Genomic DNA, 12,438 nt, shown 5'->3' with positions numbered 1-12,438 from the left:
CAGCGCAATCGGGCCGGGACCCGGGATGAGCGCGACCCGTGCAGCCGCATCGACAGGCGTCCCCGTATTTTGGCGCTCATGGCCGATCTCCTGATTGCCGCGCTCGCCCTGGCGGCCCTGGCCGTGGTGCTGGTCGTGCTGTTCCGGGCCGAGACTCTCGGGCGCACCTACTTCGCGGCCGGCCTGGTTGTCATGACGCTGGCCGCGGGTGTGACCGGCGTGTTGCTCTACCGGTCGCACCGGCCGGCGGAGAAGGCCCCGGTCACACCGTCGTTCTCGGCCCAGGCCGGGCTCGGCGCCGCGGCCCGGCGGCTGGCTCTCAAGCTGCCCAGGGGCGACAGGTATCCGCAGGCCGCGATCCTGCTGCTGGATCCGCCGCGGCCGGGCCCGGATCCGTGGACCGGTGACCTGTCGCTGATCTGCTCGACCCCGGGCAAGGGCGACGACGTGCAGCACTGCGCCGGCGAGGACGAGCGGGTGTGGAGCGCCGACCCGCTGGAGAGGCTGTCGGTGGTGGCCCGGGCCGCCGGTGACCCGTTCGCCGGGCCGCAGGCCTGCGCGGAGGCCAACGGTGTCAGCTACCAGTCGCAGTACCTGGAGCTGGAGGCCGGCCGGGCCTACTGCATGCGCCGGACCGCCGATCCGAGGCACGTGGTCGCCTTCCGGATCCCGGCCTTCCCGGTGGAGAAGCCGGTGCCCACGAGCCTCACGATCGAGACGGCGGTCTGGGCGGTCTGAGCCGCATGGTTGTCCGGCTCACACGTGGTCCGTTAGGTTCGGTTCGTGTCGACGATGGTGCCTCCGCTGTATGCCGGGCTGGTCGATGACGCGTCCCTGCTGCCGCCCAGCGCGACCGATCTGGCCGAGGCCGAGGCGAAGTTCCACGAGCACGCCGCGGCGTGGTATGCGGATCTGGTCGGGGCGCTGCTGGTGCCCGCCTCGGTGGTGGGTGCCGAGCCGGTGCCCAGGATCGCGCGGGCGGCGCTGATCGGCGACATCCCGGCCGGCGCGCTGCCGGCGACCGTGGAGAAGCTGCGCGCGGCCGGCATGACGATCGAGCACGTCGAGGCGGCGGTGGCCCGGCGCGGTGAGGATCCGCAGCCGGGTCTGGCGCTGCTGAGCGCGTTCGCGGCGCACGAGTCCACCCGGGTGTGGGCGGAGATCCCGCTCAGTTGGGGCCTGATCGGCGCGCTGGACACGGTCGCCGAGATCCGCCGGGAGGGTTTGCCGATCGCGCCCAAGTTCCGCGTCGGCGGGCTGGCCGCCGAGCTGTTCCCGACGCCTGTCGAGCTGGCCGCGGTGATCTGCGCGTGCCGCGACCGCGACCTGCCGTTCAAGCTGGCGGCAGGCCTGCGGCACGCCACCCGGCACACCGATCCGGAGACTGGTTTCACCCACCACGGTTTCCTCAACGTGCTGGTCGCCACGCTGCTCGCGGTGGACGGCGGCGAGGTGGCGGAGGTCGCCGAGGCGCTGGCGGCCACGCATCCGGTGCCGCTGGTCGAGCCGGCCCGGACGCACCGGGACGCTCCGCGCCCCCTCTTCGCCGGCTTCGGCGCGGCGAACGTGGTGGAGCCGCTGACCGAGTTGGTCCGCCTCGGCCTCGTCAACGGTGGGTACGAGTGATCGATCTGGACGGCACCTGAGATACTTCCGGCCGTGACGAGGGTGCTGCTGCGAGGGTCGGCGGCGGCGTTTTTGCTGTTGGCGACGGTTCTGGTCGGCTGGCGGATCCTCAAGCCCGCCGAGGTGCTGGCCACGTCGAAGACGCCGTACCCGCCGCTGGTGGTCTCCGCGCCCGGCGTGCTGGGGCGGATCAACGTGGCGCCGCTGATCATCGAGGACCGGTTGCGGGTCTACGCCGCCAAGCATCAGGTGCGCGCCGACGAGCCGGTCTACGGCAAGTCCGTCTACACCACGCGCTGGTCGCTGCGGCGCTGGCCGGAGCAGCTCAGCGGGGTGGTGGCGGCTGGCCCCACGGTGATCACCCGGTGGTCCGACGGCGCGCTGGTGGCGCTCGACGGCCGGACCGGCAGGATCGCCTGGCGGGCGGAGGCGGGTGCGGGGCCGGGCTATGCCGGGCACCGCACCGGCGCCGCGACGGTGTGGGATCCGCCGGGTCTGCGGATCGCCGCCGGCGCCGTGGTGGTCACCGTGGATCACCAGATCTGGGCGTACGACGTGAGCACCGGCGCCGAGCGCTGGCGTGTCACCGCCCCGGCCGGGTGCGCTGACGGTTTCACCACCGCGGGCGGCGCCTACGTCTGTGCCACCGGCGCCTACGACCTGGCCACCGGCAAGGCCGTGCCGGGCTGGCCGGCGGGTCCGTTCGTCCCGGCCGGCTGCGCGGTGGCCCGCTCCGGGTGCGCCGGTTTCCGGGACGGCGCGAGCCGTGGGTGGCTGGCCGATGCGCCGGCGCCCCGGCGTTCGCCCGCGCTGGACCGGCCGGAGTCGACGATCGCGGCCGGTCTGGTGGTGTCCGCGGGCAACGGGGTGGTGACCGCCTACCGGGAGGACGGCAGCACGCTGTGGACCTGGTCCGGGCAGGCGCGGCTGCTGGGCGGGGTGACCGGCCGGGTGTTGCTGCTCACGCCCGATCACTACCTGGTCGGGCTGGACGTCAGGGACGGCCGGGCGCGCTACCGGTTCCGCCTCGCCTACCGGAAGGAGGACGACCTGTGGGACCTCGGCGGTCTCATGGTCTCCGAGCACTACGTGGCGATCGAGCGGCGGCGCAAGGGTGGCCCGGACGATCCGGACTCGCCGATCTACTACTACACCACGGACACCGTGCTGCTGGTCGCGCTGTAGGAGGCGGCCGGGCCGACGCCCTACGCGAGCCGGGGCAGCAGGGCGGACCAGGCCTCCTCGGCGGCGCCGGCGATCGGGCCGTGGTCGCCGAGCGCGGCCGGCACGATCGGCGGCGGTGACTCGCGGTGGATCGACATCAGGCCGTCCCGGTACGCGGCGCCGATCTCGGCGGGAACGGCGGCCAGCAGGTCGGCGCCGAGGCCGCCGAGCGTGACCAGGTCCGCGTCCAAGCCGTTGACCAGGCCGGCGATGCCCCGCCCCAGGGTCGCGGCGACCGTCCGGACGGCGCTGAGCTCGGGTTCCGCGGACCGCGCGGCGCTGGCCAGCACCCGGCGGGCGTAGCTGAACGAGTCCAGCGGGGCCGGCTCGTCGAGCAGGCGGGCCAGCGCCTGGCCGTCCACCGCGATGCCCCAGCAGCCCCGCGCGCCGCACGGGCAGCGGACCGCGGGGTCACCGAACGGCATGTGGCCGAACTCGCCGGCCGCTCCCCGGGCGCCGATCACCGGGCGGCCGTCCTCGACCACGGCGCCGCCCAGGCCGGACTCGATGCGCAGGTGCAGGGCGACCGAGGCGTCCGTGGCGGCGCCGCGGCGGGACTCGGCGGTGGCGGCCAGCGTGGCGTCGTTGCCGGCCACGAAGACGTCGGTGTCCGGGCAGAGCGTGGTCAGGTCGACGTCGTGCCAGCCGGCGCCGACGGCGTCCAGGCGCAGGTCCCGGGAGACCGTGCCGGGCACCGACACCCCGGTCGCGCGCAGGCGGGGTCCGTACTGGCGGCGAAGCTCCCCGATCGCGCCCCGCACCGCCGAGCGGACCTGGGGCCAGGCGGCGCCGGCGTGCCGGCCCTCCACCTCGGCCGCGCACGTGCCGCCCAGCTGGACGGCCTCCACCCGCCACGTCTCGTGGGTGATCGCGACGGCCAGTACGAGCGGGCCGTCCGGGTGCGGCAGCAGCACGGTGGTCGGGCGCCCGCGGGCGCCGCTCGGCGCGGCTGGACCCTGGATCAGCAGTTCCGCGCGGCTGAGCTTGGTGACCAGCTCGGTGGCCGCGCCGGTGCCGACGCCGAGCAGCCGCGCCGCGTCGGCACGGGTGACGCCGGGGCTGCGGTGCACCACGCGGAGCAGTTCGGTGGAGCGCGTCGTCACATCTGTCGCCCTTCTTTTGCTCTTGCTCAGAGCTTATTGTGCGGAGGTGAGCTTCAACCGTCCCGCGCTGGTCGTTCTCGGATCCTCCACGTTCTTCTATGTCACTGCCGAAACGCTGCCGGTCGGGCTGTTGCCGCAGATCTCGGCCGGGCTGCACGTGACCGAGGCCCAGGTGGGCCTGTTGCTGACCAGTTACGCAGTGGTGGCCGCGCTGAGCACGATCCCGCTCACCGCGCTCACCATGCGGGTCCCCCGGCACACCCTGATCGCCGCAACCGTAGCGATTTTCGCGGTCTCCCAGGCGGCCGCCACATTCGCCCCGACCTTTGCGGTGCTGGCCTCGGCCCGGCTGCTCTGCGCGCTGGCGCACGGCGTGTTCTGGTCGGTGATCGGGCCGATCATCGCCCGGCTGGCCCCGCCCGACCAGATCGGCCGGGCCACCGCTATGACGTTCCTGGGCAACTCGCTGGCCATCGTGCTCGGCGTGCCGATCGGTACCGCGCTGGGACAGTGGCTGGGCTGGCGGGTGGCGGTCGGCTCGATGGCGGTCGGCGGGGTGGTGTGCGTGGCGCTGCTGCTCGCGGTGCTGCCCGAGTTGCCGCCGCTGCCCCGGGACATGGCGACCCGCAGCGGGCAGCAGCTGCGCAACGCGGTGCGGATCATGCGGGACCCGCGGGTGGCGCGGCTGTGTGCGGTGACAGCGGTGCTGGTGATCGGGCACTTCGCGGCTTACACCTACATCGCGCCGCTGGTCCGCCGGGACGCCGGGCTGGACGGGGCGGCGCTGAGCGTGCTGCTGCTCGGGTACGGGGCGGTCGGCCTGCTGAGCAACTTCGTGGTGGGGCGGTACGTGGACCGGCATCCCGGGCCGGTGCTGCTGGTCCTGCTGTCCGTGCACGCGGCGTCGGTGGCGCTGCTGGCCCCCGTGCTGGGAGCCGTGCCGACCGTGCTGGCGGCGCTGCTGTGGGGTGGCGCCTTCACCGCGATCCCGGTGTTCCTGGGCGCGGCGCCGATGCGGGTGGCGCCGACCGCCCGGGATGCGGCTTCGGCGGTCTACGTGGTGGCCTTCCAGATCGGCATCGGTGGCGGGGCGTTCGTCGGGGAGCGGTTCGTGACGGCCGGCGGGCTGGGGGCGCTGCCACTGCTGGCGGCGCTGTTCGCGGTGGCGGCGGGGATCCTGGTGGCCACCTCGCGGACCGTGTTCCCGTTCCGGATCAGCGCGGACGACCATCACCGGGTCTCCGCGGAGGCCGCGGCGCCGCACTGACGCGACGCGGAGATCCGCGCTTGCCGGGCCGGGAACACCACCCGATAGTGGGCAATCCGCCCGGTGGGTGGCGAACCGGCTGGTGGTGGCGGCTAACGTCGAAGACGGCCGCAAGGAAAAGCCTGGCCGGCCCGCGGCGGATTCGCGGACCGGCCGGGCGACCTTCGTCGGGCGGATCAGAGGGTCGGGTGGGTCAGAGGGTCAGGGCGGCCTCGGCGGCGGCCAGGAACGCGTCGTTCTCCTCCGGGGTGCCGATGGTGACGCGAACGCCGTCCGGGTGGAAGGCGCGCACGATGACCCCGCGGTTCTCGCAGGCGGCGGCGAAGGCGGCCGTGCGGTCGCCGATCGGGAGCCAGACGAAGTTGGCCTGGCTCTCCGGGACGTCGACGGCCAGTTTCCGCAGGGCCTCGGTGACGCGCGCACGCTCCGCGGTGACCAGGGCGCAGCGCCGGACCACCTCCTGCTCCTGGGCCAGCGCGGCGAGCGCGGCGGCCTGGGCGACCAGGCTGGTGGAGAACGGCGTGAGGACCTTGCGCACCGCCGTGGCCACCTCGGGCTGGGCGACCAGGTAGCCCATCCGCAGGCCGGCCAGGCCCCAGGCCTTGCTCATGGTCCGCAGCACCACGATGTTGGGCCGGTCGCCGTAGGTGTCCAGGCCGTCCGGCACCGACGGGTCGGTGACCAGTTCCCGGTACGCCTCGTCGAGCACCACCAGCACGTCCGACGGCACCGCGGCGAGGAAGCGGTCCAGCTCCGGCTTGCGCAGCGCGGTGCCGGTGGGGTTGTTCGGGTTGCAGACGAAGACCAGGCGGGTGCGGTCGGTGATCGCCTCGGCCATCGCGGTGAGGTCGTGGGCGTGCCCCGGGGTGTTCGGCACCCGGACGCTGGTGGCGCCGGCGCCGGCCGCGACGATCGGGTACGCCTCGAACGAGCGCCACGCGTAGAGAACCTCGTCGCCGGGCAGGCAGGTGGCCTTGACCAGGATTTCGGCGAGCGCGACCGAGCCGCAGCCGGTGACCACGCGCTCGGCGGCCACCCCGAGCCGGGCGGCCAGCGCGTCGCGCAGCTTGAGCACGCCCATGTCCGGGTAGCGGTGCATCTCCCGGGCGGCCTCGGTGACCGCCTCCACCACGCCGGGGAGCGGACCGTACGGCACCTCGTTGCTGGCCAGCTTGATCGCCTCGGCGATGCCCAGCTCGCGGGCCAGGTCGGCGACGTTGCGACCGGGCACGTACGCGGGAAGCGCGTCCAGGTCGGCGCGGGTCAACCGGGTCATTCTCGTCCTCCTGGGTTGTCGCCGCGCGGCGCGGCCTCGACGGTCTGGACACCGTGCGGGACCGCGACGACGACAGTCCGTGCGGACTTGTCGTGCCAGGCCTGCCGCAGGCGCGGATCGAACGTGGGGGAGAGCGAGTCCAGGAACTGGACCACGAATCCCACCAGGCACCCCCAGAACAGCGTCCACATGCCGAGCTGTGCCCAGCGGCCGAACGCGCGGCGGAAACCGATCGGTGCGGTGCCCTCCACCCCGACCACCTTGATGCCCATCACCATCTTGCCGAGGGTCTGCCCGCGACCGGCGATCGCGGGAGCCTCGTAGAGCAGCCAGAGCAGGGTGGCGATCAGGATGATGGCGATCTGCAGCGACTGCATCCGGCCCGTGGGCTGGATCATGTCCGGCTCGGTGTTGGCCAGCATCTGGTCGACGTAGTGGTTGTAGATCGGGCGGAAGTCCTGCCACCACTGGTAGACGAACCAGCCGTTGACGATGACGTTGAGGACCAGCACGACGGCGATGTCGATCAGCCGGGCGACCAGGCGCTGGCCGAGGCCGGCCAGCGGGAAGCCGTGCGGACGGACCTCCGGCATCGGGTAGAGGTAGGCGTGCGGGGGCTGGGCCATCGGATACGGCTGCCAGCCCGGGGGTGGCGGCGGCGGAGGCTGCTGCCAGCCGGCCGGGGGCTGTGGGTGCTGGAAGTTCGCCGGCGGCTGCGGCCAGCCGGGCGGCGGTTGCTGCCAACCGGGCGGCGGTTGCTGCCAGCCGGGCGGTGGTTGCTGCCAGCCGGCCGGCGGTTGTTGCCAGCCGGGCGGGGGCTGGGCTCCCGGCGGAGCCCAGCCGGGCGGCGGCCCGGGAGGCGCGAGGGGCTGCGCCGGCGGAGCCGTCGCCGGCGGCGGAGTGGTGGGCGGCTCCGCCTCCACCGGCGGCGGCCCGTCCGGCGGGACCGCGTCGGCCGGGATGGCCTTGCCCAGCCAGCCCTCACCGTCCCAGTAGCGCTGGGTGCTGGTGTCGGCCGGGTCCTTGTACCAACCCGCGGGAAGGGAACTCATGCGCAAACCTTTACCACGAATGCCTGACGGTTCCCTGCGCGCAGGTCGGAAGCGTCACAGGTTGCCGCGCCGCTCCTGCTCCCGCTCGATGGCCTCGAAGAGCGCCTTGAAGTTGCCCTTGCCGAAACCGAGGGAGCCGTGCCGCTCGATCAACTCGAAGAATACGGTGGGCCGGTCCTGCACCGGGGCCGTGAAGATCTGCAGGAGATACCCGTCCTCGTCGCGGTCCACCAGGATCTTGCGCTTTTTCAGCTCCTCGATCGGGACGCGGACCTCGCCGATCCGGGCTCGCAGCTCCGGGTCGTCGTAGTACGAGTCCGGCGTGTTCAGGAACTCGACGCCCGCCCCGCGCATCGCGTCGACGGTGTTCAGGATGTCGTTGGTGGCCAGCGCGACGTGCTGGGCGCCCGGACCGCCGTAGAACTCGAGGTACTCGTCGATCTGCGACTTGCGCTGCGAGACGGCCGGCTCGTTGAGCGGGAACTTCACCTTGCGGGTGCCGTCCGCGACGACCTTGGACATCAGTGCCGAGTAGTCGGTCGCGATGTCGTCGCCGATGAACTCGGCCATGTTGGTGAAGCCCATGACGCGGCGGTAGAACTCCACCCACTCGTCCATCCGGCCCAGCTCGACGTTGCCGACCACGTGGTCGATCGCCTGGAAGAAACGCTTCGGGCGGACCGCGACGATCGGGTCCCGGGCCACGAAGCCGGGCAGGAACGGGCCGTCGTAGCCGGAGCGGTCGATCAGCGTGTGCACGGTGTCGCCGTAGGTGGCGATCGCCGCCATCCGTACGGTGCCGTGCTCGTCCTTGACGTCGTACGGCTCCGTCACCCCGCGCGCGCCGGTCGAGGTGGCGTGCAGGTACGCCGCGTCCACGTCCGGCACCTCGAGGGCGATGTCGGAGATGCCGTCGCTGTGCTTGGCGACGTGCCCGGCGGCCGGCGCGCCGGCGTGCACCGCGCCGGTCAGCACGAACCGGGCGCCTCCGCTGACCAGCACGTACTCGGCGTGATCACGGTAGCCCTGCTCCGGCCCGCGGTACGCCACGCAGCGCATCCCGAACGCGGTCGAGTAGAAGTGCGCGGCCTGCCGGGCGTTACCGACCAGGAAGCGCAGGTGGTCGACGCCTCGCACCGGGAAGACGTCGTTTTTCTCCGGCAGTTCACCGATTGTGTCGGCGCTCGCGGCCGAGCCGTCCTGAAGAGTCGTCATGAATCCGAGGTTGACCTAGGTCACACCGGTGGGCAACAGTGAGTATTCCGGCTGGTCATTCTGTGCAATCAGTATGGTGGGAGACGGGTTTGGCTGAACAGGCTGTCCAGCTCGACGAACTCGACGCGCGATTGATCGAATTGCTCGCCGCCGAGCCGCGGATCGGTGTGCTGGAGCTCTCCCGGCGCCTCGCGGTGGCGCGTGGCACGGTCCAGGCCCGGCTCGACAAGCTGACCGCCCGCGGTGCGATCAAGGGCTTCGGCCCCGACGTCACGCCGGCCGCGATCGGGTTCGGGGTGATGAGCTTCGTGACGCTGGAGATCAGCCAGCGGTACGGGCACGACGCCGTGACCGGCCACCTGGCGGAGATCCCCGAGGTCCTGGAGGCGCACACGATCACCGGCGGCGGTGACGTCATGTGCCGGATCGTGGCCCGCTCGAACGCCGACCTGCAGCGGGTGATCGACAAGATCGTCGGCTACGAGGGCATCAGGCGGGCGCATACGATCATCGCGTTGGCCGAGCTGATCCCGTACCGGACAGTGCCCCTGACAAAGGCCGCAATCCGGATGTAAGGCATCGACACGGGCTTTCTTCGCCTCTGCCGTGCTGTGGATCGAGGTCATTAGCCTGCCCGCATGGCCTCCTCGGGAACGTGGAAGGGATTCACGCTGGTCGCCGCCGTCACGGTCACCGTGCTGGCCACCACCGGGGTGTGGAATCCGTTCCCGAAGCTGTGGGAGTGGGTCAGCACGAGCGGGCCGGTCGCCCCCGGCACCCGCTGGCAGCAGCGGCTCGGCGGGACCCCGCAGAGCATCTCGGTGGTCGGCGAGTCGGTGGTGGTGGAGTACCGCACCTCGGTGGAGGCCTACAACCTGACCACCTCGGTCAAGATGTGGTCGAGCGACGCGGACTGGGCCTCGGTCGCGGGACAGGGCGACGACGCGGTGGTGGTCACCGGCCGCCTGCTCACCAAGGGCTACCAGGTGCTGGACCCGCGGACCGGGACCGTGCGGCGGGCGGACACCGGGGCGGGCGCGGTCTGGGCGTACCAGAACGGGATCGTCGATCTGCGCTGCTCCGGCGGCAACGACTGCCGCCTCACCGCCTGGGACCCGCGGTCCGGCTCGCGGCTCTGGTCGGTGGCCACCGGCGGGATCGGCTTCGTGCTGCACGCCGCCAACCCGGACCTGCCGGACGCCCGCCGGCTCGGCACCGGGGACGTGGACGACGACGCGGCCGGCCCGGCCGTGATGCCCGGGCTGCTCGGGCTCCCGGACGGCGGCCGGGTCCGGGTGATCGACACCGCGAACGGCCGCCTGGTGCGCACCGTGGAGGCCGGCGCCGACCAGCGGATCGCGGTGATCGGCGGGCGGGTGCTGACGATCACCGGCACGGCGCGGGACGGCACCTGCTACTACGGCGTGGTGGCGACGTCGCCGCCGGGCAACCGGACGGTGTGGAAGCGCGACGGGCTGAACCTGCGGACCGCGGAGAGCGACTGCAAGCAGGACCGGGACCCTGCCGGTGGGTACGACGTGGTGCTCGGCGTCGATCCGTACGGCCGGCAGGAGCTGATCAACGCCGCGGACGGGCGGATCCTCTGGTACGGCGACAAGGCCGCCGAGGTGCTGTCACTCGACGACCGGTACGCGGTGATCCGCACCGGCGACTCGTTGCGCGGCTGGTCGTTCAGCAGGGGCAAGGCGGTGTGGCGGCAGAACGGGCGGGCCAAGGCGGGCGCGGCGGTCACCCCGTACGCGGTGATCGTCGTCTCGTCCGGACGGGTGACGGCACTGAACCCGGCCAATGGGGCGGTACGTGCCGATGTGCGTACGGATGCGAAGGTCTTCGCCGCCGCGCAGCGCGGCCTGATTCTGGTCTCCGGGCGTGACATGGCCTATTTGCCCTACAGCTGACCGCCGATGCCCGCATCTGCCGGGGTGCGGGTGTGCGTCCCGGCTCACCGCTGGCCTAGGCTTGCCGCTCATGAGCAGAGGCGCCGCTTTCACCTACTCGCCGCTCTTGCCGACCGGCGACGACCTGACCGAGTATCGCCTGGTCACGGACGAGGGCGTGGATGTCGTGGAGGGGCCGGGCGGCCGCCGTTTCCTGACCGTCGAGCCGTCCGCGCTGACCCAGCTCACCGCCGAGGCGATGCACGACATCGCGCACTACCTGCGCCCGGCGCACCTCGCCCAGCTGCGCGCGATCATCGATGACCCGAAGGCCTCGCCGAACGACCGGTTCGTCGCCCTCGACCTGCTGCGCAACGCGAACATCGCGGCCGGCGGGGTGCTCCCGATGTGCCAGGACACCGGCACCGCGATCGTGCTGGGCAAGCGTGGCCGGCACGTGCTCACCGACGGCGCCGACGAGGCGGCCATCGCGCTCGGCGTCTACCAGGCGTACACCCGGCTCAATCTGCGGTATTCGCAGCTCGCTCCGTTGACCATGTGGGACGAGAGGAACACCGGGACGAACCTGCCGGCCCAGATCGAGCTCTACGCCGAGGACCCGAACGGGCAGCCCGACGCGTACAAGTTCCTGTTCATGGCCAAGGGTGGCGGCTCGGCCAACAAGTCGTTCCTCTACCAGGAGACGAAGGCGCTGCTCAACCCGCAGCGGATGATGCAGTTCCTGGACGAGAAACTGCGCCTGATCGGTACGTCCGCCTGCCCGCCCTACCACCTGGCGATCGTGATCGGTGGCACCAGCGCCGAGCACGCCCTCAAGACGGCGAAGCTGGCCAGCGCGAAGTACCTGGACAACCTGCCCACCGCGGGCACCATGGCCGCGCACGGTTTCCGCGATCTCGAGCTGGAGGCCGCGGTCCTCGAGCTGACCCGGGACTTCGGCATCGGGGCCCAGTTCGGCGGCCGCTACTTCTGCCACGACGTCCGGGTGGTCCGGCTGCCCCGGCACGGCGCGTCCTGCCCGGTGGCGATCGCCGTCTCGTGCTCCGCCGACCGCCAGGCGGTTGCCAAGATCACGCCGTCCGGTGTCTGGCTGGAGCGCCTGGAGACCGACCCGGCACGCTTCCTCCCGGACGTCGACCTCGGCGAGGAGCCGGTCGTCCGGATCGACCTGAACCGCCCGATGGCCGAGATCCGCGCCGAGCTCAGCCGGTACCCGGTCAAGACCCGCCTTTCGCTGACCGGCCCGCTGGTCGTCGCCCGGGACATCGCCCACGCCAAGATCGCCGAGCGGCTGGACGCGGGCGAGCCGATGCCGCAGTACCTGCGGGACCACGCCGTCTACTACGCCGGCCCGGCGAAGACCCCGGAGGGCTACGCGTCCGGCTCGTTCGGGCCCACCACGGCTGGCCGGATGGACTCCTACGTGGAGAAATTCCAGGCGGCCGGCGGCTCGATGGTGATGCTGGCCAAGGGGAACCGGTCGCAGCAGGTCACCAACGCGTGCCAGGCGCACGGTGGCTTCTACCTCGGCTCGATCGGCGGTCCGGCGGCCCGGCTCGCCCAGGACTGCATCCGGCACGTCGAGGTGCTGGAGTTCCCGGAGCTCGGCATGGAGGCGGTCTGGAAGATCGAGGTCGAGGACTTCCCGGCCTTCATCGTCGTCGACGACAAGGGCAACGACTTCTTCGCCGAGGTCACCAAGCCGGTCCTGAGCATCGGCCGGCGCTAGCCGTCCCCGGGGTCGACCTGATCCCTT

At 72.3% G+C, this 12,438-nt stretch carries 11 protein-coding genes; 7 read left to right on the top strand and 4 right to left on the bottom strand.

All coding sequences use genetic code 11. From position 1 onward, the window contains the following. The first annotated feature begins 78 nt into the window (after nt 1-78). Genes Asi03nite_RS32975 through Asi03nite_RS32965 form a run of 3 tightly spaced genes read left to right on the top strand, consistent with a single transcriptional unit; the run spans nt 79 to nt 2,811 of the window. Nucleotides 79-738, top strand: coding sequence for a hypothetical protein (locus Asi03nite_RS32975; RefSeq protein ID WP_203684429.1), 660 nt, complete (start codon nt 79-81; stop codon nt 736-738). 45 nt (nt 739-783) lie between these two features. Continuing rightward, a complete protein-coding gene (locus tag Asi03nite_RS32970; RefSeq protein WP_203684428.1) occupies nt 784-1,626 on the top strand; it encodes a hypothetical protein in 843 nt (280 codons plus the stop codon). Between the two features lie 33 nt (nt 1,627-1,659). Beyond that, complete coding sequence (locus tag Asi03nite_RS32965; RefSeq protein WP_203684427.1) at nt 1,660-2,811, top strand: outer membrane protein assembly factor BamB family protein; 1,152 nt, start codon at nt 1,660-1,662, stop codon at nt 2,809-2,811. A gap of 20 nt (nt 2,812-2,831) precedes the next feature. Here Asi03nite_RS32965 and Asi03nite_RS32960 read toward each other — a convergent pair whose 3' ends face one another. Continuing rightward, nucleotides 2,832-3,953 (bottom strand): ROK family protein, encoded by a 1,122-nt coding sequence (locus tag Asi03nite_RS32960; protein ID WP_203684426.1) that lies wholly within the window; start codon nt 3,951-3,953, stop codon nt 2,832-2,834. A gap of 46 nt (nt 3,954-3,999) precedes the next feature. Between Asi03nite_RS32960 and Asi03nite_RS32955 the strand changes: the two genes are divergently transcribed. Next, nucleotides 4,000-5,220, top strand: coding sequence for an MFS transporter (locus tag Asi03nite_RS32955; protein WP_239103095.1), 1,221 nt, complete (start codon nt 4,000-4,002; stop codon nt 5,218-5,220). A 193-nt stretch (nt 5,221-5,413) separates the two neighbouring features. Here Asi03nite_RS32955 and hisC read toward each other — a convergent pair whose 3' ends face one another. From hisC to hppD, 3 genes are read right to left on the bottom strand one after another with little or no spacing between them, the layout of a single operon-like run. Next, nucleotides 5,414-6,496: a histidinol-phosphate transaminase gene (hisC, locus tag Asi03nite_RS32950; RefSeq protein WP_203684425.1), complete on the bottom strand. Its 1,083-nt coding sequence runs from the start codon at nt 6,494-6,496 to the stop codon at nt 5,414-5,416. Next, nucleotides 6,493-7,548: an RDD family protein gene (locus Asi03nite_RS32945; RefSeq protein ID WP_203684424.1), complete on the bottom strand. Its 1,056-nt coding sequence runs from the start codon at nt 7,546-7,548 to the stop codon at nt 6,493-6,495. The genes hisC and Asi03nite_RS32945 overlap by 4 nt, the downstream gene beginning before the upstream one ends. A gap of 54 nt (nt 7,549-7,602) precedes the next feature. Then, on the bottom strand, nt 7,603-8,763 hold the full coding sequence (gene hppD / locus Asi03nite_RS32940) for a 4-hydroxyphenylpyruvate dioxygenase (RefSeq protein ID WP_203684423.1): 1,161 nt from the start codon (nt 8,761-8,763) through the stop codon (nt 7,603-7,605). 89 nt (nt 8,764-8,852) lie between these two features. Between hppD and Asi03nite_RS32935 the strand changes: the two genes are divergently transcribed. From Asi03nite_RS32935 to Asi03nite_RS32925, 3 genes are all read left to right on the top strand, one after another. Next, nucleotides 8,853-9,338: an Lrp/AsnC family transcriptional regulator gene (locus Asi03nite_RS32935; protein ID WP_203684422.1), complete on the top strand. Its 486-nt coding sequence runs from the start codon at nt 8,853-8,855 to the stop codon at nt 9,336-9,338. Between the two features lie 63 nt (nt 9,339-9,401). Then, complete coding sequence (locus Asi03nite_RS32930) at nt 9,402-10,682, top strand: PQQ-binding-like beta-propeller repeat protein (RefSeq protein WP_203684421.1); 1,281 nt, start codon at nt 9,402-9,404, stop codon at nt 10,680-10,682. A gap of 70 nt (nt 10,683-10,752) precedes the next feature. Beyond that, nucleotides 10,753-12,411: a fumarate hydratase gene (locus Asi03nite_RS32925; RefSeq protein ID WP_203684420.1), complete on the top strand. Its 1,659-nt coding sequence runs from the start codon at nt 10,753-10,755 to the stop codon at nt 12,409-12,411. The last annotated feature ends 27 nt before the right edge of the window (nt 12,412-12,438 follow it).

This window comes from Actinoplanes siamensis (genome assembly GCF_016862395.1).
GTDB classification, from domain to species: Bacteria; Actinomycetota; Actinomycetes; order Mycobacteriales; family Micromonosporaceae; genus Actinoplanes; species Actinoplanes siamensis.
This window is presented reverse-complemented; position numbering and strand designations above follow the sequence as displayed.